Source organism: Paracoccus sp. TD-10 (genome assembly GCF_048270675.1).
GTDB classification, from domain to species: Bacteria; Pseudomonadota; Alphaproteobacteria; order Rhodobacterales; family Rhodobacteraceae; genus Paracoccus; species Paracoccus pantotrophus.
This window is the reverse complement of sequence record NZ_CP182419.1, coordinates 558,003-580,502: the sequence shown is the minus strand read 5'-3', so window position 1 is coordinate 580,502 and position 22,500 is coordinate 558,003. Positions and strand designations below refer to the sequence as shown.

General features: G+C 67.9%; 20 protein-coding genes and 1 tRNA gene. 12 read left to right on the top strand and 9 right to left on the bottom strand.

All coding sequences use genetic code 11. The annotated features are described in order from the left end of the window. Positions 1–36: 36 nt before the first annotated feature. Positions 37–1,269, top strand: a complete 1,233-nt coding sequence (gene trpB, locus ACNKFW_RS13875) for a tryptophan synthase subunit beta (RefSeq protein ID WP_147429112.1) — start codon at positions 37–39, stop codon at positions 1,267–1,269. A 16-nt stretch (positions 1,270–1,285) separates the two neighbouring features. On the opposite strand, the gene ACNKFW_RS13870 is transcribed toward trpB, so the two are convergent. Continuing rightward, complete coding sequence (locus ACNKFW_RS13870; RefSeq protein WP_024842475.1) at positions 1,286–1,903, bottom strand: DsbA family protein; 618 nt, start codon at positions 1,901–1,903, stop codon at positions 1,286–1,288. 91 nt (positions 1,904–1,994) lie between these two features. Between ACNKFW_RS13870 and alkB the strand changes: the two genes are divergently transcribed. Continuing rightward, positions 1,995–2,627, top strand: a complete 633-nt coding sequence (alkB, locus tag ACNKFW_RS13865) for a DNA oxidative demethylase AlkB (RefSeq protein WP_147429113.1) — start codon at positions 1,995–1,997, stop codon at positions 2,625–2,627. Positions 2,628–2,690: 63 nt separating this feature from the next. Here the strand turns inward: alkB and ACNKFW_RS13860 are convergent, their stop codons facing one another. Then, positions 2,691–3,518, bottom strand: a complete 828-nt coding sequence (locus ACNKFW_RS13860; RefSeq protein ID WP_024842473.1) for a bifunctional allantoicase/(S)-ureidoglycine aminohydrolase — start codon at positions 3,516–3,518, stop codon at positions 2,691–2,693. Between the two features lie 85 nt (positions 3,519–3,603). Continuing rightward, positions 3,604–5,016 (bottom strand): allantoinase PuuE, encoded by a 1,413-nt coding sequence (gene puuE / locus ACNKFW_RS13855; protein ID WP_147429114.1) that lies wholly within the window; start codon positions 5,014–5,016, stop codon positions 3,604–3,606. Between the two features lie 281 nt (positions 5,017–5,297). Here puuE and ACNKFW_RS13850 point away from each other — a divergent pair, with 281 nt between their 5' ends. Next, positions 5,298–6,599 carry an NCS2 family permease gene (locus ACNKFW_RS13850; RefSeq protein ID WP_024842471.1) on the top strand — a complete coding sequence of 434 codons (1,302 nt, stop codon included), beginning with the start codon at positions 5,298–5,300 and terminating at the stop codon, positions 6,597–6,599. A gap of 370 nt (positions 6,600–6,969) precedes the next feature. Here the strand turns inward: ACNKFW_RS13850 and ACNKFW_RS13845 are convergent. Then, positions 6,970–7,043, bottom strand: a tRNA-Thr gene (locus ACNKFW_RS13845). A gap of 467 nt (positions 7,044–7,510) precedes the next feature. After that, positions 7,511–7,897, bottom strand: a complete 387-nt coding sequence (locus tag ACNKFW_RS13840) for a response regulator (protein ID WP_147429115.1) — start codon at positions 7,895–7,897, stop codon at positions 7,511–7,513. Between the two features lie 314 nt (positions 7,898–8,211). On the opposite strand from ACNKFW_RS13840, the gene rpsB reads away from it, so the two are divergent. Both rpsB and tsf read left to right on the top strand, forming a co-directional pair. After that, a complete protein-coding gene (rpsB, locus tag ACNKFW_RS13835; protein WP_036746997.1) occupies positions 8,212–8,997 on the top strand; it encodes a 30S ribosomal protein S2 in 786 nt (261 codons plus the stop codon). Between the two features lie 97 nt (positions 8,998–9,094). Further along, positions 9,095–9,985: a translation elongation factor Ts gene (tsf, locus tag ACNKFW_RS13830; protein WP_024842468.1), complete on the top strand. Its 891-nt coding sequence runs from the start codon at positions 9,095–9,097 to the stop codon at positions 9,983–9,985. An 80-nt stretch (positions 9,986–10,065) separates the two neighbouring features. On the opposite strand, the gene ACNKFW_RS13825 is transcribed toward tsf, so the two are convergent. Beyond that, positions 10,066–10,911 carry a helix-turn-helix transcriptional regulator gene (locus ACNKFW_RS13825; protein ID WP_147429116.1) on the bottom strand — a complete coding sequence of 282 codons (846 nt, stop codon included), beginning with the start codon at positions 10,909–10,911 and terminating at the stop codon, positions 10,066–10,068. A gap of 203 nt (positions 10,912–11,114) precedes the next feature. Between ACNKFW_RS13825 and ACNKFW_RS13820 the strand changes: the two genes are divergently transcribed. Next, positions 11,115–11,872, top strand: a protein-coding gene (locus ACNKFW_RS13820; RefSeq protein WP_418025058.1) for an IS5 family transposase whose coding sequence is annotated in 2 segments (ribosomal slippage) — positions 11,115–11,451 and positions 11,451–11,872 — 759 coding nt in all. Because the reading frame shifts where the segments join, the coding sequence is not laid out codon by codon here. Positions 11,873–11,881: 9 nt separating this feature from the next. Here ACNKFW_RS13820 and ACNKFW_RS13815 read toward each other — a convergent pair. After that, positions 11,882–12,337 carry a heme NO-binding domain-containing protein gene (locus ACNKFW_RS13815; RefSeq protein WP_418025462.1) on the bottom strand — a complete coding sequence of 152 codons (456 nt, stop codon included), beginning with the start codon at positions 12,335–12,337 and terminating at the stop codon, positions 11,882–11,884. 24 nt (positions 12,338–12,361) lie between these two features. Next, the gene (locus ACNKFW_RS13810) at positions 12,362–14,545 is read right to left on the bottom strand and encodes a ComEC/Rec2 family competence protein (protein WP_418025460.1); all 2,184 of its coding nucleotides are present in this window, start codon (positions 14,543–14,545) and stop codon (positions 12,362–12,364) included. A gap of 121 nt (positions 14,546–14,666) precedes the next feature. Between ACNKFW_RS13810 and gltX the strand changes: the two genes are divergently transcribed. The 4 genes from gltX to ACNKFW_RS13790 all read left to right on the top strand — a co-directional run bounded on the left by gltX (position 14,667) and on the right by ACNKFW_RS13790 (position 18,631). Continuing rightward, positions 14,667–16,073 carry a glutamate--tRNA ligase gene (gene gltX / locus ACNKFW_RS13805; protein WP_028709842.1) on the top strand — a complete coding sequence of 469 codons (1,407 nt, stop codon included), beginning with the start codon at positions 14,667–14,669 and terminating at the stop codon, positions 16,071–16,073. A gap of 54 nt (positions 16,074–16,127) precedes the next feature. Continuing rightward, entirely contained in the window at positions 16,128–17,420 is a 1,293-nt protein-coding gene (gene gltA, locus ACNKFW_RS13800) for a citrate synthase (RefSeq protein ID WP_024842461.1), read from the top strand. Positions 17,421–17,488: 68 nt separating this feature from the next. Further along, complete coding sequence (locus ACNKFW_RS13795; protein ID WP_147429120.1) at positions 17,489–17,869, top strand: DUF1284 domain-containing protein; 381 nt, start codon at positions 17,489–17,491, stop codon at positions 17,867–17,869. A gap of 108 nt (positions 17,870–17,977) precedes the next feature. After that, positions 17,978–18,631: an SDR family NAD(P)-dependent oxidoreductase gene (locus ACNKFW_RS13790; protein WP_024842459.1), complete on the top strand. Its 654-nt coding sequence runs from the start codon at positions 17,978–17,980 to the stop codon at positions 18,629–18,631. A gap of 53 nt (positions 18,632–18,684) precedes the next feature. Here the strand turns inward: ACNKFW_RS13790 and ACNKFW_RS13785 are convergent, their stop codons facing one another. Next, positions 18,685–20,118 carry a cobyric acid synthase gene (locus ACNKFW_RS13785; protein WP_147429121.1) on the bottom strand — a complete coding sequence of 478 codons (1,434 nt, stop codon included), beginning with the start codon at positions 20,116–20,118 and terminating at the stop codon, positions 18,685–18,687. A 54-nt stretch (positions 20,119–20,172) separates the two neighbouring features. Between ACNKFW_RS13785 and secG the strand changes: the two genes are divergently transcribed. Together secG and ACNKFW_RS13775 are read left to right on the top strand one after the other, a co-directional pair. Continuing rightward, on the top strand, positions 20,173–20,706 hold the full coding sequence (gene secG / locus ACNKFW_RS13780) for a preprotein translocase subunit SecG (RefSeq protein WP_028709844.1): 534 nt from the start codon (positions 20,173–20,175) through the stop codon (positions 20,704–20,706). A gap of 148 nt (positions 20,707–20,854) precedes the next feature. Next, positions 20,855–22,498 carry a CTP synthase gene (locus ACNKFW_RS13775; protein WP_024842456.1) on the top strand — a complete coding sequence of 548 codons (1,644 nt, stop codon included), beginning with the start codon at positions 20,855–20,857 and terminating at the stop codon, positions 22,496–22,498. Positions 22,499–22,500 lie beyond the last annotated feature (2 nt).

The window sequence follows — 22,500 nt, the reverse complement described above, 5'->3', positions numbered from 1 at the left end:
CCAAATACCCATTCCGACCGCGCCGCGAGGAGAGCCATGGCCGAAGACCTCATCAACAGCTTCATGACCGGCCCGGACGAACAGGGCCGCTTCGGCATCTTCGGCGGCCGCTTCGTCAGCGAGACCTTGATGCCACTGATCCTCGACCTCCAGGCGGAATACGACCGCGCCAAGGACGACCCGAGCTTCTGGGCCGAGATGGACGATCTGTGGAAGCATTACGTCGGCCGCCCCAGCCCGCTCTATTTCGCGCCCCGCCTGACCGAGGAACTGGGCGGCGCGAAGATCTACCTGAAACGCGAAGAGCTGAACCACACCGGCAGCCACAAGATCAACAACGTGCTGGGCCAGATCCTGCTGGCGCGCCGCATGGGCAAGACCCGGATCATCGCCGAGACCGGCGCCGGGCAGCACGGCGTGGCGACGGCGACGGTCTGCGCCCGCTTCGGGCTGAAATGCATCGTCTACATGGGCGCCCATGACGTCGAACGCCAGGCGCCGAACGTGTTCCGCATGCGGCTCCTGGGCGCCGAGGTGGTGCCGGTCACTTCTGGCCGCGGCACGCTCAAGGACGCGATGAACGACGCGCTGCGCGACTGGGTGACCAATGTGCGCGACACCTTCTATTGCATCGGCACGGTGGCCGGCCCGCATCCCTACCCGGCCATGGTGCGCGACTTCCAATGCATCATCGGCCGCGAGACCCGCTGGCAGCTGGCCGAGCAGGAGGGCGAGGGCCGCCTGCCCGACAGCGTGGTCGCGGCGATCGGCGGCGGCTCGAACGCCATGGGCCTGTTCCACCCCTTCCTCGACGATCCCTCGGTGCGCATCATCGGCGTCGAGGCCGGCGGCAAGGGCGTCGACGCGCGCATGCAGCATTGCGCCAGCCTGACCGGCGGCCGCCCCGGCGTGCTGCACGGCAACCGCACCTATCTCTTGCAGGACGACGAGGGCCAGATCCTTGAAGGCCACTCGATCAGCGCCGGGCTCGACTATCCCGGCATCGGCCCGGAACATGCCTGGCTCAAGGAACAGGGCCGGGCCGAATATGTCAGCGTGACCGATGACGAGGCGCTGGCGGCCTTCCAGGCCCTGTGCCGGCTCGAAGGCATCATCCCGGCGCTGGAGCCCAGCCATGCGCTCGCCCATGTCGTCAAGATCGCGCCCGAGCTGCCGCGCGACCATATCATGGTGGTGAACCTGTCGGGCCGCGGCGACAAGGACATCTTCACCGTCGCCAAGCATCTGGGCGTCGACATCCGCACCTGAGGGCGAAAGGCGCGCGCTATCGCGCGCCGCGCGCCTCGGCCACCAGTTCGGCCAGGTCGTCCTTGGCCAGATAGCCGAAGATCGCCCGCTCGCCGGCGATGAAGCTGGGCGTGCCGACCAGCCCGATCTCGTCGGCCAGTTCCAGCGAGCGCTCGATCCTCTGCGTGATCTCGGGCGCCTGCATGTCGCGCTGCAGCCGCGCCACGTCCAGCCCGACCTCGCGGGCGACGCGCAGCACCGAGGCCTCCTCGGCCTTGCCGCGCATCGCCATCAGTGCCCGGTGAAACTCGGGATACTTGCCCTGCGCCTGCGCGGCCAGCGCCGCCTCGGCGGCATAGCGCGAGCCCGCGCCGAAGATCGGGATCTCATGCACCACCAGCCGCACGCCGGAATCCGATTGCAGCAGCGCCGCCACCTCCGGCGCGCTCTTGCGGCAAAAGCCGCAATTGTAATCCGAGAACTCGACCAGCACCGTATCGCCTTGCGGGTTGCCCATCACCGGCAGGCCGGGGCCGTTGAACACCGCTTCCTTGATCGCCGCGACCTCAGGCCCGCCGTGATCCTGCGCCTGAACCGGCCCCAGGGGCAGGGCGCAAAGCAGCGTCAGAGCGATTGCGGCAAGGGGACGGCGCATGGCAGGAATCCTTTGCTGTGACCCCACCTGAAAGCCATCGTCCAGGCCCCAGGTCAAGCCGCAGCACATGACAATCCCGTGGGAGGGCCGCATGAAGACAGACCTGTTCGGAACCCGCCGCGACGACCCTATCGGCCCCGGCGCCATGATCCTGCGCGGCTTCGCGCTCGATCCCGCCATCCTCGCGGATGTCGCGCATATCGCCGGCATCTCGCCCTTCCGGCACATGCAGACGCCGGGCGGCCGGCAGATCGGCGTCGAGATGACGAATTGCGGCGCGCTCGGCTGGGTCAGCGACCGGCACGGCTACCGCTACGAGCCGGACGACCCGCTGACCGGCCGGCCCTGGCCCGAAATGCCCGCAGGTTTCCTGCGGCTGGCGCAGGAGGCGGCCGCACATGCCGGCTTTCCCGGCTTCCGGCCCGATGCCTGCCTGGTCAACCGCTACGTGCCGGGCGTCAAGATGGGCCTGCACCAGGACCGGGACGAGGCGGATCTCGACGCGCCCATCGTCTCGGTCTCGCTGGGCCTGCCCGCGACCTTCCAGTTCGGCGGCCCCCAGCGCGGCGACCCGGTAAAGAAACACGCGCTGGAACATGGCGACGTGGTCGTCTGGGGCGGCCCGGCGCGGCTGGCCTGGCACGGCATCCTGACGCTGAAACGGGGCGAGCATCCGCTGACCGGCGCCACCCGCATCAACCTGACCTTCCGCCGCGCCCGCTGACCGGCTTTCTCTGTTCTCCCAATACCCCGGGGGAAGCCGCGCAGCGGCTGGGGGCAGAGCCCCCTACTTCCAGATCGGCGCGTGCCGGTTCACGTCCTTGTAGAGCAGGTAGCGGAAATTCCCCGGCCCGCCGGCATAGCAGCATTGCGGGCAAAAGGCGCGCAGCCACATGAAATCGCCCGGTCCCACCTCGACCCAGTCGCGGTTCAGCCGATAGACCGCCTTGCCCTCGATCACGAACAGCCCGTGCTCCATGACATGCGTCTCGGCGAAGGGGATCGAGCCGCCCGGCTTGAAGGTCACGATGGTGATATGCATGTCGTGGCGCAGGTCCGCCGGATCCATGAAACGGGTGGTGGCCCAGCTGTCATTGGTGTCGGGCATCGGGACCGGGGCAATGTCGCGCTCGTTGGCGACGATCACCTCGGGCTTTTCCAGCCCCTCCACCGCCTGCCAGCGCTTGCGCCACCAGTGAAAGCGCGCGGTCGCATCGCCGTTCCGGACCGACCAGGCCATGCCGGCCGGGATATAGGCGAAGCCGCCGGGCTCCAGCTCATGCGTCCGGCCGTCGATGGTCAGGGTCAGCGCGCCCTCGGTGACGAAGATCGCCGCCTGCACGCCCGCATCGTCCTCGGGCCGGTCCGAGCCACCCTGCGGCTGCAATTCGACGATATACTGGCTGAAGGTCTCGGCAAAGCCCGAGAGCGGGCGGGCGATCATCCACATCCGCATGCCCGTCCAGCCCGGCAGGAAGCTGGTGACGATGTCGCGCATCGTGCTGGCGGGGATGACCGCATAGGCATCGGTGAAGACGGCGGTATCGGTGGACAGGTCGGTCTGCGGCGGCAGGCCGGCGAAGGGCCCGGCATAGGTCGGGGTCTTGGCGGTCATGTCAGGTCTCCGTTGCGCCGGGATCGCTTTGCCCCGGTCCGTCTGTGGCGATTCCGGCCCGCCATGGCGGCGGGCGGGGCGGGGCTCAGTTGCTGCCCAGGATCTGCTGCAGGCGCAGCGCGCCGATGCGGCTGACCTGGCGTTCGGCCTCGGCCCGCTCGGTCGGGGTGTCGTTGTCGATGCGCCGGCGCATGGCGGCCATGATCCCCGGCTTGTCGTGGTCGCGCACGGCGATGATGAAGGGAAAGCCGTGCTTTTCCATATAGGCCGTGTTCAGCCGGTCGAATTCGGCACGCTCGGCATCGGTCAGGCTGTCGAGCCCGGCGCTGGCCTGTTCGGCGGTGCTGTCGGCGGTCAGACGCTTGGCCGCGGCCAGCTTGCCGGCCAGGTCCGGGTGCGCCAGCAGCACGCGCAGCCGCTCCTCGTCCGAGGCGCTGCGGAACACCTGCGCCATGCGCGCCGCCAGCCCGGCCGGGGTGTCGTGGATGGCGCCCATCTCGCCTTCCCAGACCCGCTCGGCGATCCAGGGCGAATGCTCGTAGATACCGCCGAACTTCTCGACGAACGCCGCGCGCTCCATCTGCGAGGGGCGCTCTCGGGGCTGGAAGGGATGCGTCCGCGCCCAGTGGCGGGCGATGTCGAGCCGGGTGGCGAACCAGACCCCCTCGTGGCTGCGGGCATGGTCCAGGAAGCGCCTGATCGCCATGGCCCGGCCCGGCCGGCCGGCAAGCCGGCAATGCAGCCCGATCGACATCATCTTCGGCGCACCGGCCTCGCCCTCGGCATAGAGCACGTCGAAGCTGTCGCGCAGGTAGTCGAAGAACTCGACACCGGTGCCGAAGCCCTGGCCCGAGGAAAACCGCATGTCATTGGCGTCCATGGTATAGGGCACCATCAGCTGCGGCTTGCCGTTATGGACATGCCAATAGGGCAGGTCGTCGGCGATGGTGTCGGCCAGATATTCGAAGCCGCCCTCCTCGCATCCCAGCGCCACCGTGTTCATCGAGGTGCGGCCCTGGTAGAAGCCGCGCGGCCGTTCGCCGGTGACGCGGGTGTGCAGTTCGACGGCGCGGGCGATATGCTCGGCCTCGACCTCGCGCGGGATGTCCTTGTAGTCGATCCATTTCAGGCCGTGGGTAGCGATTTCCCAGCCTGCGTCCTGCATGGCGGCGACCTGTTCGGGCGCGCGCTCCAGCGCGGTCGCGACGCCATAGACGGTCACGGGCACGTCCTTGAGCAGGCGATGCAGCCGCCAGAAACCCGCCCGCGCGCCGTAGTCATAGATCGATTCCATGTTCCAGTGGCGCTGGCCGGGCCAGGGCTGGCAGCCGATGATCTCGGACAGGAAGGCTTCCGAGGCGGCGTCGCCATGCTCGATGCTGTTCTCGCCGCCTTCCTCGTAGTTGATGACGATCTGCACCGCGATCCGGGCATTGCCCGGCCATTTGGGGTCGGGCGCATGCTCGCCATAACCGATCATGTCGCGGCTGTATCGCATCGCTTGCTTCCTTTCCTGTTTTCTGGCTGTCTAGCACTCATCACCCTGCCGGGCTTTCAGGCAACCCGAGAATTTCTATAAACAGAACCAAGATTTCCTTGAAAATGGCGGTTTGTTAACGTCTCGTTGAAACTCTGTCGCTATACCTTGCATTCTCGTTGAAGATGCCTGGGCATAATCTGGCCAGCACGGCGGGCAAACCGCCAATGGGAGGAATCATGCCAGACAAGCAATCCGGCCTGACGGCCAACGGCGCCAGCATCAGTCCAGGGAAAGGAACCGTGCTCGACAAGCAGTTCGGCCTGACGGCCCATGGCACCAGCGCCAGGACGGAGGTGATCGCGGGGATCACCACCTTCCTGACCATGGCCTATATCATCTTCGTGAACCCCGAGATCCTGTCCTCGACCGGCATGGACCGCAACGCGGTCTTCGTCGCGACCTGCCTGGCCGCGGCGCTGGGATCGGCGATCATGGCGCTTTGGGCGAACTGGCCCATCGGCATGGCGCCGGGCATGGGGCTGAACGCCTTCTTCGCCTTCACCGTGGTCGGCGCGCTGGGGTTCACCTGGCAGCAGGCGCTGGGGGCGGTGTTCATCTCGGGCCTGATATTCCTGTTCCTGTCGGTGACGGGCATCCGGCGCTGGCTGATCGCCGGCATCCCGACATCCATGCGCAGCGCCATCGCGGCCGGCATCGGCATGTTCCTGGGACTGATCGCGCTGAAGAACTCGGGCATCGTGGTGGACAACCCGGCGACGCTGGTGGGCCTGGGCGACCTGACCCAGACCGGCACGCTGCTGGCCATCGCCGGCTTCTTCATCATCGCGGCGCTGGACGCGCTGAAGGTGCGCGGCTCGATCCTGATCGGCATCCTGGTCATCACCGTCGTCTCCATCGCCATCGGCGCCAGCCCCTTTGCCGGGGTGATCTCGATGCCGCCCTCGATCATGCCGACCTTCATGCAGCTCGACGTCGCAGGTGCGCTGACCGTCGGCATCTTCCACGTGATTCTGGTCATGGTGCTGGTCGAGGTCTTCGACGCCACCGGCACGCTGATCGGCGTAGCCAAGCGCGCCGGGCTGCTGACCGAGGGGCCGACCCATACCAACAAAAACCTGGGCCGGGCGCTGATGGCGGATTCGACGGCGATCCTGGCCGGCTCGATGCTGGGCACCAGCTCGACCACCGCCTATGTCGAAAGCGCCTCGGGCGTGCAGGCGGGCGGGCGCACCGGGCTGACCGCGCTGGTCGTGGCCGGGCTGTTCCTGCTGGCGGTGTTCTTTGCGCCGCTGGCGGGCTCGGTGCCTGCCTATGCCACCGGGCCGGCGCTGCTTTACGTCGCCTGCCTGATGGTGCGCGAGTTCGAGGAGATCCAGTGGAGCGACGTCACCGAAAGCGCACCTGCCGTGCTGACGGCGCTGATGATGCCCTTTACCTATTCCATCGCCAATGGCCTGGCCTTCGGCTTCGTGAGCTATGCCGCGATCAAGCTGGCGACCGGCCGCGCGCGTGAGGTGCATGCAGCGACCTGGATCGTGGCGGCGCTGTTTGTGATCCGCTTTGCCTTCTTCATGGAATGATCTTCGCCGAGGCCGGGGGGCTGTCTGCCCCCCGGACCCCCCGAGGATATTTGGGCAAGAAAGAATAAGGGGGCGCGCCGGGCCGGCGGGCCTTCTTGCCTTAAGGGTAAAGCCGATCCATCCGGCGGCAGCAGGGTTTCTGTCCCCCGATTCCTGCCCCCTGGACAGGGCCACCGCAGGAGCGTTCGGGATGGCTGTCGAAATGCCCCTGCCGAACCGTTCCGAGCGCGTGGAAACCAGGCTTCGGGCTTGAAGCCAGGAGCCAGGAGCCAGGAGCCAGGAGCCAGGAGCCAGGAGCCAGGAGCCAGGAGCCAGGAGCCAGGAGCCAGGAGCCAGGAGCCAGGAGCCAGGAGCCAGGAGCCGCCGCGCGTGCCCCCTGTCCGATTCGAACGGACGACCTACCGCTTACAAGGCGGTTGCTCTGGCCAGCTGAGCTAAGAGGGCGACGCCTGGCCTGTTTAAACGACGAGGGCCTCGCGGGCAAGTGAGTCCGCCATGGCGGGAAGGCGATCGGCCCCGGCGGCAGGGCGGGCTTGCCACGGAGGTCGGGGCCCGTTGCGGCGCGGATCGACAGCCGCCCAGACGCCGATGCCCCCCGCGGCCTGCGGGGCGAACCCGGACCGGCAGGGCGCATCGGCTTTGCCGCCCGCTATTCGCCCGGCAGGATGGCGGCCACGATGCCTTGCCCCCTGATCTTGCGGGGCTTTCGCCATGGCGACATGAATGGCCGGAAGCCGGCCGGCAATTCAGCCAGCCGCTTGGCGTCGGGCAGGATTGCCGAGGCCGCGGCGTCCCCCCGGCCCAGGATCGCCCCGTCCCGAACCAGATGGAGCCCGGCAGGGGATGCGTCCCATGGACAACGGGTGGGGCACGCCTTCCGGCCCGGTGTTCCCGCCCCCCCTGTGGCGCAATCATGCGACGGGACGGCCGCCGATGGCGGCGACGGTGCGCACCGTCTCGACCAGCCGCGCCGGATCGGGCGGATGGGGCAGCCATCCCGCCGCCCCGGCATGGCGGGCGCGGGCCTTGAGCTGCGGCGTGGCCGAGACCGCCATGACGAGGATCGGGATATCGCGCAGGCGGGCCTGGCGCCGCACCGCCTCGATGAAGCCGAAACCGCAGACCCGCCGCATGTTGATACCGGTCAGGATCACATCGACGGAAGCGGACCGGAGCAGCGCCAGGCCCTCGGCCCCGTCGCAGGATCGCCGAACCGCCATTCCCGCCGCCTCCAGCGCGGCGGCCGCGGCTTCGCGCAATTCGCTGCGGGAATGCTGGACCAGCACCGTCAGCGCCATTCCCGCCCCCAAGCCACCGGGCCTTGCCGCCCCCTTGCGTCCGCAACGATCATCCGCCCCTCCGATTCAACCGGTTTTGCGCAGCATCGCGCAGAAAGATTAATCCGCGGTTGACGCGGGGTGGAAAGCCGGCCGGCCCGATTGCGGCAAAACCGGCCCATTTCCTGCCGCCGGGGCTTGCATTCCAGGTGGAAAAGGACTATTTCGCGCGCACTTCACAGGCGGGGTCGGGCCCCGGAGGGAGACATCCTTCGACGGTCCACCGGTTGGGGCAAGCCCCTGAAAACCCCGCCAAGGCGCAAACCGGAAAGGACATGGACATGGCGCTTCCCGAATTCTCCATGCGTCAGCTGCTTGAAGCTGGCGTTCATTACGGCCACCAGACCCAGCGCTGGAACCCCCGCATGGCCGAGTTCATCTATGGTGAACGCAACGGCATTCACATCGTCGACCTGACCCAGACCGTGCCGATGCTGGACGCGGCGCTGCAGGTCGTGCGCGACACCGTCGCCAAGGGCGGCCGCGTGCTGTTCGTCGGCACCAAGCGCCAGGCGCAGAAGGCCGTCGCCGAAGCCGCCGAGAAATCGGCGCAGTATTACATGAACCACCGCTGGCTGGGCGGCACGCTGACCAACTGGAAGACCGTCTCGCAGTCGATCCAGCGCCTGAAGGCCCTGGACGAGACCCTGGGCTCGGGCGCCGAGGGCCTGACCAAGAAGGAACGGCTGCAGATGGAACGCGAGCAGGCCAAGCTGCAAGCCTCGCTGGGCGGTATCCGCGAGATGGGCGGCCTGCCCGACCTGCTGTTCGTCATCGACGTGAACAAGGAAGACCTGGCCATCGCCGAGGCGAAGAAGCTGGGCATCCCGGTCGTGGCCGTGGTCGATACCAACTGCTCACCCAAGGGCGTGGACTATGTCATCCCCGGCAACGACGACGCCGCCCGTGCCATCGCGCTTTACTGCGACCTGGTCAGCCGCGCCGCGCTGGACGGCATGACCGCCCAGATGGGCGCCGCCGGCGTGGACCTTGGCGCGCTGGAAGCCAGCGTCGAGGAAGAGCTGGCCGGCGAGACCGCTGAAGAAGCCGCCGAAGCCTGATCGGACAGGGCCCGGTGCGGGCCGCGACAGGTTTACGGAACATTCATCAGGCGGGGATAAACCCCGCCTGACGCATTGAAAAGCAAGGAGACTCTCGATGGCTATCACCGCTGCTATGGTGAAAGACCTGCGCGAAACCACCGGCGCGGGCATGATGGACGCCAAGAAGGCGCTGACCGAAACCAATGGCGACATGGAAGCCGCTATCGACTGGCTGCGCACCAAGGGCCTGGCCAAGGCCGCCAAGAAATCGGGCCGCGTCGCCGCCGAGGGCCTGGTGGGCGTCGCCGTCCGCGCCGGCCGCGGGGTCGCCGTCGAACTGAACTCGGAAACCGATTTCGTCGCCAAGAACGCCGATTTCCAGCAGCTCGTCCGCGAGATCACCAATGTCGCGCTGGACGCCGCCACCGATGTCGAGGTGCTGAAGGCCACCCACCTGAACGGCCGCCCGGTCGAGGAGGTGCTGACCGACGCCATCGCCCGCATCGGCGAGAACATGACCCTGCGCCGCATGCACGCGCTGGAGGGCGACACCATCGTCTCCTACGTGCATAACGCCGCCGCCGAGGGCATGGGCAAGATCGGCGTGCTGGTCGCGCTGAAGGGCGATGCCGCCAAGGCGCAGGAGATCGGCAAGCAGATCGCCATGCATATCGCGGCGACCAACCCGGCCTCGCTGTCGGAAGCCGACCTGGACCCCTCGCTGGTCGAGCGCGAGAAGTCGGTGCTGACCGAGCAGGCCCGCGAATCGGGCAAGCCCGAGGCGGTGATCGAGAAGATGATCGAGGGCCGGATGAAGAAATTCTTCGAGGAGGTGACCTTGCTCGGTCAGAAATTCGTCATCAACCCCGACGTGACCGTGGCCCAGGCCGCACAAGAGGCCGGAGTCGAAGTGACCGGCTATGCCCGCGTCGTGGTCGGCGAAGGCATCGAGAAGAAGGAAGAGGATTTCGCCGCCGAGGTCGCCAAGACCCGCGCCGGCGCCTGACCCTCGCCTGATCCGGATTGCGAGCGCCGGCCCCCTGGGCCGGCGTTTCGCATTCCGCGCCGGTATCCGGCCGCAAAGCCTCAGCCGGCGCAGATCTGTGCGCCCGCCGACTGCCTCGGCACGCCGGCTTCGGAAGGCGGGGGATGCCCGCCCAGACCGGGGCCATGCGGTGCGGCAGCAGAGTTGAAGATCTGCCTGCGCCTGGCGGCCAGCAGGATCGCCTGCGCCGTGGTCTTGGCCCCCAGCGCCTTGCGCGCCAGCCGCAGATGCTTTTCCACCGTGGCTGGCGTCACATCCAGGATATCGGCGATTTCCTGGGTGGTGCGGCCGACCGAGATGCATTCCAGCACCTCACGCTGGCGCTGGGTCAGCACGCATTGCTGCTCGGCACAGGGCAGGGTCGAGATGCGCAGATGCGTCAGCCGGCTCAGCGCCTCGACCTGCCGGCCGTGCTGCGCCCAAAGCGCGTCCAGCCGGTCCTGGCACATGCCGATCACGCCGCCGAGGATCACCCCGGCGCGGACCCGTTCCACATCGTCGCCCATGCCGACCGCATAGCCCGCGACATGGCCGTAGCGGGCGAAAACCTCCATCGCATGCTCTTCCTGCGGCGTCAGCCGCCCGGCCAGGCGAAGCCGCCGCATCCAGTCCCAGCTTTCGCTGCCCCTGTTCTGCGCCAGCCAGCGACGCATCGGCATGCTTTCAAGCAGATCCAGCCCGGCAAGCTCCTGCATCAGGCGCGGCGGATAGCTGGACAGCAAGACCCCGTCATCCAGCATCCGGTCGCAAGAGGCCTCCAGAATCCGCACCGCGTGATAGGAAATGTTGGGGAAACCCAGGTCGGCAAGGCGCGCAGCATAATGCTGCCAGACCTCCTGCGCGGAACGTGCCGCCAGGATGACCTCGATATCATTCAGCATTTCCATTTTACACCAAACTCTTTCCAAAAACATCTTAGATTAAATTGCACCATAACCGGTGACTTTGAAACATTATTGCCAGGAACCACAAAGGATCAATGCATCACGCGCAAACCGCGCGCTTTACGTGAGGTCAAGGTGATTAGGGTCAGGATGCATTGATTTTCGACGCGCTGCGTGATTCACGGCTCGGAAAACGGAGCGGTGACATGAGCGACCTGTACTGGCTGACCAACGAGCAGATGGCCAAGCTTGCCCCTTTTTTCCCCAGGTCCCACGGCAAGCCTCGGGTCGATGACAGACGGGTCTTGAGCGGAATTATTTTCATCAATCGCAATGGCTTGCGCTGGCGCGACGCCCCTGAAGCCTACGGACCGCACAAGACGCTGTACAGCCGGTGGAAGCGTTGGAGCGAGAAAGGCATCTTCGCCCGGATGATGGTCGGTCTGGCTGCGGAACACGGCGAGGAAAAGACCGTGATGATCGACGCGACGTATCTGAAAGCCCACCGCACTGCGACCAGCCTGGCCGCGAAAAAAGGGGGCGTGGTCGCCTGATCGGTCGAACCAAGGGCGGCATGAACACCAAGCTGCACGCCATCTGCGACAGCCAAGGGCGACCGCTCAGCCTGTTCGTCACCGCTGGACAGGTCAGCGACTACATCGGTGCGCGGGCGTTACTGAGCAGTCTGCCCAAGGTCGACTGGCTTCTCGGAGATCGCGGCTATGACGCCGACTGGTTCCGAGAGGCGTTGAAAGACAAGGAGATACGCGCCTGCATCCCTGGTAGAAAGCAGCGCAAGAAGGCCGTCAAATACGACAAGCGCCGATACAAACGGCGCAACCGCATCGAGATCATGTTCGGCAGGCTCAAGGACTGGCGGCGTGTCGCGACACGCTATGATCGCTGTCCCAAGGTGTTCCTCTCAGCCATCGCCCTCGCCGCGGTCGTCATCTACTGGTTATGAATCCTGACCCTAATCATCCGCCATGACCCGCAGCATGCCGGCCAGCACACGCATCAGGCCCGGCTGGTGCGGCCGGGCGATGATTCGGTAATGTCCAGGCGCGTCGGACAGGACCGCGAATCCGGGAAACGCCAGGTCCGGGATCACCAGCTGGATGCGGCCCGGTAATTCCCGCAGGGATTCGACGAATTCCTGGAAGTTCGAGCCGCCGAAGCGCAGCAGCCTGCGGATCTGCTCCTGCCGGCTCAGCCAGGAACCGACATCTTCGAGCAGTTCGCCGACCGATTTGTCGAGCCGTCGGGCCGAGGCGATCACGATGGAGCGGGTGACGCTGTCCGGACTGCTGCCCCAGGTCAGGAAACCGTCGGGGTGGACATCGACCTCGGCCGCGACCTGCTGCCAGGTCGTGCTGCCATAGCTGTTGCGCAGGAACGCCTCGATGCAGCGATTGACCAAAGCATGCATTTCTTGGACTCCGTGCGGATTGCGTCAGTGCCAGAGCCGGCGGAAGCCGGGCCGGTCGACGGAAACGTATTTCGGGCCGGAGGCTTGCAGATATACCGCTATTGCACCGTGTTTCCCGAGATATGGCGGGTCAAGGACCAGGCATGGGCCCAGGGCACCCCGGCCTGGGACAAGGGCGACATTCGCGACCAGGATGCCGCCCTCGCGGCAAAAGCCTCGGGCATCCTGGCGCGCCGCCTTGCCGGTCAGGTGGCGGATGCGAAGCCGGGCGCCGGCCCGATCGAGCTCCACCATGCGGTTGGAAGGCGCCCCCTGCCACAGCGGGCGCGTGGCGGCGCCTGCCTGATCGGCGGCGTCGCCATCGGCCTTGAGCCAGCTCTCCACCGCGAAGCTGCCGCCGGCCGGCTTGGAGGGCACCCTGCCCGCCGGGGTCAGCACCGCCACCGCGTCGCCTTGCCCCGAAACCAGGACATCGGGACGTTTCGCGCCCAGCCAGAGCAGGCCGGCCGCCGCCAGCAGGGCGATGCCCATGCCCCGGCGCAGAACCAGCAGCGCCGGACCTCCTGCCCCCGCGGCCCCCGCGCCGGGCAGAAGCAGCATGGCGCCCACGGCCATCAGCGGCAGGACGGTGCGCGGCGCGACGGGTAGCAGCGTGACCGCGCCCTCCAGATCCGAGATCCATTGCGCGACCGCCAGCATCCAGCCGGTCCCCAGCCCCATCAGCCAAAGGGCCGGCTGCGCAAAGCCCAACGGCGCCAGCAGCGCCGCGAAGACGCCGCCCGGCATCACCAGCGTACCGACGACGGGCACGACCAGCATGTTGGCCAGCAGGCCATATTGCGTCATCCGCCCGAAATGCGCCGCGGCGATGGGCGCCGTCACCATGCCGGCCACGAAGGAGGACAGAAACAGCATCAAGGCCGGCCGGGCCCACCAGGGCAGCCGCGGCGACAGCCTCGTCCAGGGATCCTGCATCAGGATCAGCGCGACCGTGGCGGCAAAGCTCATCTGGAAGCCGGCCTCGGTCAGCGCCTCGGGGTTCAGCACCAGCACGATGCCGGCGGCGACAGCGACGGTGCGCAGCGAAACGGCGCGCCGGTCGGCGATGATCGCAAGCAGCATCACCGCCACCATGATGAAGGCGCGCTCGGTCGCGACGCCGCCGCCCGAAAGCCACAGATACAGCGCCGAGGCGCAAAGCGCCCCCACCGCCGCCAGCTTGTGGACCGGCACCGCCCGGATGCCGCCCAGCCCCTGCGCCGCCACGCCGCCCAGCCGCAACGCGGCATAGACGAAGCCGGCCAGCATGCTCATGTGCAGGCCCGAGATCGACACGATGTGGTAAAGATTCGAATCGCGCATGATCTGGTTGGTCGCCTCGGCGATGCCGGAACGGTCGCCGGTCATCAGCGCGGCCGAGACCGCGCCCGCCTGGCCGCCGATCCGCTCCTGCATGGCCTGGGACAGGGACATGCGGATGCGGTGCAGCGCCAGCATCCCGCCATCGGCCGGCGGCTCGACCGTCATGACCGGCGCGCGGGCATAGCCCACCGCGCCCAGGCGCTCGAACCAGGCGAGGCGGCGGAAGTCGAAGCCGCCCGGCTCGGCAGGGCCGGCGGGCGGCCCCAGATGCGCCGTCAGCATCACGCGCTGGCCGGGCACCGGCAGGTCCTGCGGGCTCATCAGCGAGATCCGCACCCGCGCCGGGGTGCGGGCGGGCGCGACCTCGTGCAGGGTGACCTGATCGAGCAGCAGCCGCATCCGGTCGCGCGACGAGCGGTCGATGCCCACGACCCGCCCCTCGACCGGCCCGTAATAGCGGAAATCCAGGACCGGGGCGGCGACCAGATGCGCCCTGCCGCCCGCCAGTCCCGCCCCGAGAAGAACCAGGAGCAATGCGAAAGCGGCCAGCCGCAGCCGGTCCGCCCAGGCCCAGCCCAGCCCGCCGGTCGCGGCCAGCCGCATCGCCCCGCCCGGCAGCAGCAGGCATGCCAGGCCCGCCAGGGCCAGCCCGGCATAGAAGCCCGGTCCCGGTTCGCGCGGCAACAGGAACCAGCCGCCGATGCCCAGCGAGAGCCAGAAAGGCATCCAGGGCAGCAGCCCCGCGCGAATGCCGACCGGGGGTCGCGGCCCGGCCGCCGCATGCCGCATGCCGGCCGGCGCAAGGGCCGGCAGCCGCCTTTGCAAAGCATTCACCGATTCCGTCACCAAAACTTGTCCTTGCCGTGCCACTTGCTTATCTGTGGCGCCAAGATTGGCATGCCGACCTTTCGAAAGGATTAACGGGCATGGCCGATGGCCCCGTTTTCTGAAACTGACCGGACCGCTGATGACTGATTCCCGCCCCGTCGTGACCCGCTTCGCGCCCTCGCCCACCGGCTACCTGCATATCGGGGGCGCGCGGACCGCGCTCTTCAACTGGCTCTATGCCCGCGGGCGGGACGGAAAATTCCTGCTGCGGATCGAGGACACCGACCGCGCCCGCTCGACCCCCGAGGCGACCGAGGCGATCCTGCAGGGCCTGCGCTGGCTGGGCCTGGACTGGGACGGCGAGCCGGTCAGCCAGTTCGCCGGAATCGCCCGCCATGCCGAAATCGCCCGCGCCATGCTGGAAAACGGCACCGCCTATAAATGCTTCTCGACCGCCGAGGAGATCGAGGCCTTCCGCGAACAGGCCAGGGCCGAGGGGCGTTCGACCCTGTTCCTGTCGCCTTGGCGCGACGCCGATCCGGCCAGCCTGCCCGAAGGGCCCTATGCGATCCGGCTGAAAGCGCCGCGCGACGGCGAGACGGTGGTGCGCGATGCCGTGCAGGGCGAGGTGACCTTCGGCAATGCGCAGCTGGACGACATGGTTCTGCTGCGCTCGGACGGGACGCCGACCTATATGCTGGCGGTGGTGGTGGACGATCACGACATGGGCGTGACACATGTGATCCGGGGCGACGACCACCTGACCAATGCCGCGCGGCAGATCCAGATCTATCAGGCGATGGGCTGGGACATCCCGGTCTTTGCCCATATCCCGCTGATCCACGGGCCGGACGGGAAAAAGCTGTCCAAGCGCCATGGCGCGGTCGGCCTGCACGAATATGCCGCCATGGGCTATCCGGCGGCGGCGATGCGCAACTACCTAGCGCGGCTGGGCTGGAGCCATGGCGACGACGAGTTGTTCGACGACGCCCAGGCAATGGCCTGGTTCGACCTGGACGGCATCGGCAAGGCCCCGGCCCGGCTGGATTTCAAGAAGCTGGAACATGTCAGCGGTTGGCATATCGCCCGGATGGGCGATGCCGAATTGCTGGAGGAAATTGCGGCTTTCCGCACCGCGACCGGTGCGCCGCCCCTGTCCCAGACCCAGACCGCCCGGCTGCTTCCGGCACTGGAGGCGCTGAAGGCCAAGGCCAAGACCCTGCCCGCGCTGCTCGACCAGGCGCATTTCGCGCTGATCGACCGGCCGGTCGCGGTCGAGGAAAAGGCGGCGGCGGCGCTGGATACTGTATCCCGTGGTATACTGACTGAATTGACTGCCGCGGTGCAGAATGCTAGCTGGGATCGCAACGAACTCGAGGCGGCCGTCAAGCGGATTGGCGAGTCGCACGGGCTGGGGCTGGGCAAGGTCGCGGCGCCGCTTCGCGCGGCGCTGGCCGGGCGCAGTTCCACCCCCAGCGTGTTCGACATGATGTTGGCGCTTGGCCGCGGCGAAACGGTGGCCCGGCTGCAGGATCAAGCGGGCTGAGACCCGCACCCATCACCCGGCCCGCGGGCCGGAGACAGGTGAAAGGAACTGGGAATGGCAGAACAGAAAGCCGCAAGACTGCATCTGGCGGGCAAGGATTACGACCTCGCGGTCCTGTCCCCGACCGCGGGCCCGGATGTCGTCGACATCCGCAAGCTCTACGGCGAGGCGGGCGTTTTCACCTATGACCCCGGCTTTACCTCGACCGCGTCCTGCGATTCGACCATCACCTATATCGACGGGGACAAGGGCGAGCTGTGGTATCGCGGCTATCCCATCGAGCAACTGGCCTCGGAATCGCATTACCTCGAGGTCTGCTACCTGCTGCTCTACGGCGAACTGCCCAACAAGGACCAGCTGGTCGATTTCGAGACCCGGATCACCCGCCACACCATGGTGCATGAACAGATGCACTATTTCTTCCGCGGCTTCCGCCGCGACAGCCATCCGATGGCGACCATGGTGGGCGTCGTGGGGGCGATGTCGGCCTTCTATCACGATTCGATCGACATCAACGACCCGGTGCAGCGCGAGATCGCCTCGATCCGGCTGATCGCCAAGGTGCCGACCATCGCCGCCATGGCCTACAAGTATTCGCTGGGCCAGCCCTTCGTCTATCCGCGTAACGAACTGGATTACGCCAGCAACTTCCTGCACATGTGCTTCTCGGTCCCGGCCGAGCCCTATCACGTCGATCCGGCCCTGGCCCGCGCCATGGACCGCATCTTCACGCTGCACGCCGATCACGAGCAGAACGCCTCGACCTCGACCGTGCGGCTGGCCGGCTCCTCGGGGGCGAACCCCTTCGCCTGCATCGCCGCCGGCATCGCCTGCCTCTGGGGCCCGGCGCATGGCGGCGCCAACCAGGCCTGCCTGGAGATGCTGCGCGAGATCGGCTCGGTCGAGCGCATCCCGGAATTCATCGCCCGCGCCAAGGACAAGAACGACCCGTTCCGCCTGATGGGCTTTGGCCACCGCGTCTACAAGAACTTCGACCCGCGCGCCAAGGTGATGAAGGAATCGGCCGACGAGGTGCTGGACCTGCTGGGCGTCCACAACAACCCGACGCTGCAGGTCGCCAAGGAGCTGGAGAAGATCGCGCTGGAGGACGAGTATTTCGTCTCGAAGAAGCTCTATCCCAACGTCGATTTTTACTCGGGCATCATTCTGGAAGCCATGGGCTTCCCGACCTCGATGTTCACGCCGATCTTCGCGCTGTCGCGCACCGTCGGCTGGATCTCGCAGTGGAAGGAGATGATCGCCGATCCGCAGAACAAGATCGGCCGCCCGCGCCAGCTTTATGTCGGCTCTCCGCGGCGCGACTACAAGCCGCTGGACGCCCGCTGAGCGCGCCCCACCAGGATCAGGATCGGCCCCGGACCAGTGCCGGGGCCGTTCTGCTGCGCCCCCATCACGTGCTTTGCTCGATCGGCTGGCAGGGACGCGGCTATTCGCCCGAGTTCACCCGGAACATGAACGCCGTCGTCCTGGGCCGGCTGCGCGCCGATCCGCAGGTGCCGGTGGTCTTTACCGTCATGGCCGATTCGATCTGCGCCCCCTGCCCGTCGCGGCGCGGCATGGGCTGCGCCGCGGACGACCGGATCGGCCGGCTGGACCGGCGCCATGCCGCGGCGCTGGACATCCGCCCCGGCCAGCGCATGACCTGGGCCGAGGCCCAGGCCCGCGCCGCGGCACGGCTGCAGCCCAGGGATCTGGAGCGGATCTGCAACGGTTGCCGCTGGCTGGGCCTGGGCATATGCCAGTCGGCCCTGGCCAAGCTGCAGCAGCCCGACTGAAGGCCTCCGCAGGCGGCCGCACGGTCGACAAGGTCAATGTGACGCAGTTGCCGGCAGCCCCGCCGCAAGGGGCTTGCGCGGCGCCGCGGCCGGTGCGAAATCGGCACCATGACCGAGCATGACAAAATCGCGCTGATCACCGGCGCATCGCGCGGCCTTGGCGCCGCTTTGGCCGAAACCCTTGCCGCGCGCGGCTGGCATATCCTGGCCGTCGCCCGCACCACCGGCGCGCTTGAGGAACTGGACGACCGCATCCGCAAGGCCGGCGGTTCGGCCACGCTGGCGCCGATGGATGTGGGCGAACCGCAGGCCATGGTGCAGATGGTCCGGGCGGTGATGGAACGCTGGGGCGGGCTGGATCTTTGGGCGCATACGGCGATCCATGCCGCGCCGCTGTCGCCGGCCGGCCATATCGACGCCAAGGATTTCCAGAAATCGGTCGACCTGAACATCGTCGCCACGCGCGGGCTGATCAACCTGATCGAACCGCTGCTGCGCGCCCGCAAGGGCACGGCGCTGTTCTTTGACGACAAGCGCGCCGGGCAGAAGTTCTTCGGCAGCTATGGCGCCACCAAGGCCGGGCAGATCGCCCTGGCGCAAAGCTGGCAGGCCGAGAACGTATCGCTGGGCCCCCAGGTGGTCATCGCCGAGCCGGCGCCGATGCCCACCGCCGTACGCGCCCGCTTCTTTCCCGGCGAGGACCGCGCCCGCCTGACCCCCTGCCTGGCCGAGGCCGAGCGCATCCTGGCGCAAACCCTCTAGCCGCGCCGGCGCAAGGGGCCGGCCCCTCGTGCGCCAGTGCGAAAATCCGGTCCCTAGCGCGCCAGCGCGAAAAGCCGGTCGATGTCCAGATGCGTCTCGAGATGCGCGGCCAGCCGGTCCAGCACCGCCTCGACCCCCGCGCCGTAATCCAGCGCCGAGGCCGCGCCGAACTGCTCGAGCCAGGCGGCGCGGAACGCATCGCCCGAGAACAGCCCGTGCAGATAGGTGCCGGCGACGCGCCCGTCGGGGCTGGTGGCGCCGTCCGGCTCGGGGATATGGGCAAAGGGGCGGGCGCAGTCGGGCCCCTCGGTGCGGCCCATGTGGATCTCGTAGCCCTCGACCGGCTGGCCGAGCGCGGTGCCTTGGGCCCGCGTCAGGCGCTTGTCGGGCGCCATGCGGGTCTCGACCTCCAGCAGGCCCAGGCCGGGGGTGCTGCCGGGGTCGCCGTCATGGCCCTCGGGGTCGTGGATCCAGCGGCCCAGCATCTGATAGCCGCCGCAGATGCCCAGCACCCGCCCGCCGCGCCGCAGATGCGCGAAAAGGTCGATGTCCCAGCCCTGCTGGCGCAGGAAGGCCAGGTCGCCCCGCGTCGATTTCGTGCCCGGCAGGACCACCAGGTCGGCATCGCCCGGCAGCGCCCGTCCGGGCGGCACCATGCTGAGCCGCACCCCCGGCTCGGCCGCCAGCGGGTCGAGATCGTCGAAATTCGCGATCCGCGACAGCATGGGGCAGGCAACATGCAGCCCGCCCGAGCCCAGGGCGCGGCGCAGGTCCACCGCATCCTCGGCCGGCAAAAGCGCGGCATCCGGGAACCACGGCACCAGCCCCAGGTCCGGCCAGCCGGTGCACTCGGCGATGAAGGCGCGGCCGGCATCGAACAGCGAGGGATCGCCGCGAAAGCGGTTGATGACGAAGCCGCGGATCATCGCCGCATCCGCCGGGTCGATCACCGCCTGGGTGCCGACGATCTGCGCGATCACCCCGCCGCGGTCGATGTCGCCGGCCAGCACCACCGGAACATCGGCGGCGCGGGCGAATCCCATATTGGCGATGTCGCGGGCGCGCAGGTTGACCTCGGCCGGGCTGCCCGCGCCCTCGACCAGCACCAGCTCATGCGCGGCGCGCAGCCGGGCGAAACTGTCCAGCACCGCCCCCATCAGCCGCGCCTTGAGCGCCCCGTAATCCGCCGCGGCGGCCCGCGCCGCGGCGCGGCCCTGCACCACCACCTGCGCGGCGCGGTCGGTCTCGGGTTTCAGCAGCACCGGGTTCATGTGGACCGAGGGCGCCAGCCCCGCCGCCCGCGCCTGCAGCGCCTGCGCCCGGCCGATCTCGCCCCCGTCCGGGGTCACGGCGGCATTGTTCGACATGTTCTGCGGCTTGAAGGGCGCGACATTGATCCCGCGCCGCAGCGCCGCCCGGCACAGCCCCGCCACCAGCAGGGATTTTCCCACATTCGACCCGGTCCCCTGGATCATCAACGCGCCCATGCCCGCCCCCGCTTGCCAATCCGCGCCTTGGTGACTAGATAGGCGCGTCGCTGAATGAAAGGCCCCGTGGTGGAAAACGTCGTTCTTACCGTGCATCTGATCCTCGCCGTGCTGCTGATCGGGGTGGTGCTGTTGCAGCGGTCCGAAGGCGGCGGCCTTGGCATGGGCGGCGGCGGAGGCGGCGTCATGACCGGCCGCCAGGCGGCCAATGCGCTGTCGCGCCTGACCTGGATCTTCGCCATCGGCTTCATCATCACCTCGATGACGCTGACCCTGATCGCCGCGCAGAACGCCTCCAGCGGCTCGATCGTGGACCAGCTGAACCTGGGCGGCACCCAGCAGGCCCCGGCGACCAGCCTGCCCGGCATCGGCGACTATACCCCGCCGCCCGGCGCGGGCCAGCCCGTGGTTCCGGGCGCCGGCCAGCCGGTGGCGCCGCCGGCCCCCGCAACGGCTCCCGCGGCCGAAACCCCGGCCCAGGCGCCCGCTGCACCCGCCGAAGACAGCAGCGCGCCCGCGACCGCGCCGGTGACGCCGCCTGCTGCCGGGGAACCCGCGCAGGAAAGCCCGGCACCGGCCAACAACTGACACCAGAACTTGGGGGCGCATCCGGCGCCCCTTACAACAACTTGCGGTCCGTTGCGGCCACGGGACAAATCGGATATGACTCGAGTCCCGTGAAACCGCCCAGATTCGGGCCGCGATCTCTTATTGGATTACTCACGGGGGCCCCTCGATGGCGCGTTACATCTTCATCACCGGCGGCGTGGTTTCTTCGCTCGGCAAGGGGCTGGCCTCGGCGGCGCTGGGGGCGCTGTTGCAGGCGCGCGGCTTCACCGTCCGGCTGCGCAAGCTCGACCCCTATCTGAACGTCGATCCGGGCACCATGAGCCCCTTCGAGCATGGCGAGGTCTTCGTGACCGACGACGGTGCCGAGACCGACCTGGACCTGGGCCATTACGAGCGTTTCACCGGCGTCTCGGCGCGCAAGACCGACTCGGTTTCGTCGGGGCGGATCTATTCCAACGTGCTGGAAAAGGAGCGCCGCGGCGCCTATCTGGGCAAGACCATCCAGGTCATTCCCCACGTCACCAACGAGATCAAGGACTTCCTGGCCGTGGGCGAGGCCGAGGTCGATTTCATGCTTTGCGAGATCGGCGGCACGGTGGGCGATATCGAGGGGCTGCCCTTCTTCGAGGCGATCCGGCAATTCGCCCAGGAACGCCCGCGCGGGCAATGCATCTTCGTGCATCTGACGCTGCTGCCCTGGTTGGCCGCAAGCGGCGAACTGAAGACCAAGCCGACCCAGCATTCGGTCAAGGAACTGCGCTCGATCGGCATCGCCCCGGACGTGCTGGTCTGCCGCAGCGAGCAGCCGATCCCGGAAAAGGAACGCGCCAAGATCGCGCTGTTCTGCAACGTCCGCCCCGATGCGGTGATCCCGGCCTATGACCTGAAGTCGATCTACGAGGCGCCCCTGGCCTATCACCGCGCCGGCCTGGACCAGGCGGTGCTGGACGCCTTCCAGATCAGCCCCGCGCCGCGTCCCGACCTGACGCGCTGGGAGGATGTCATGGACCGGCTGGAGAATGCCGAGGGCCAGGTCCGCATCGCCGTGGTCGGCAAATATACCCAGCTGGAAGACGCCTACAAATCCATCGCCGAGGCGCTGACCCATGGCGGCATGGCCAATCGCGTCCGCGTGCGTGCCGATTGGGTGGACAGCGAGAAGCTGGAGGGCGAAGGCGCGCATCTCTTGGACGGCTATAACGGCATCATCGTGCCCGGCGGCTTCGGCGAGCGCGGTACCGAGGGCATGGTGGCCGCGGCGAAATACGCGCGCGAGAAGAAGGTGCCCTATCTGGGCATCTGCCTGGGCATGCAGATGGCGGTGATCGAGGCGGCCAGGAACCTGGCCGGCATGCCCGACGCCGGCTCCGAGGAGTTCGACCACGAAGCCGGCAAGACCCGCTTCACCCCGGTCGTCTATCACCTCAAGGAATGGGTGCAGGGCAATTACACCGTGCAGCGCAAGCTGACCGACGACAAGGGCGGCACCATGCGGCTGGGCGCCTATACGGCGGTGCTGACGCCGGGCTCGAAGATCTCGGAAGTCTATGACGGCGCGCTGGAGATCGAGGACCGCCACCGCCACCGCTACGAGGTGGATGCGAAATACCGCGACCAGCTGGAGGCGGCCGGGCTGTGCTTTTCCGGCATGTCGCCGGACGGGCGGCTGCCGGAAGTGGTGGAATATCGCGACCATCCCTGGTTCATCGGCGTGCAGTCGCATCCCGAGCTGAAGTCGAAGCCGTTCCAGCCCGCGCCGCTGTTCGCCGGCTTCGTCCGCGCCGCGATGGAAAACGAGCGGCTGGTCTGAAC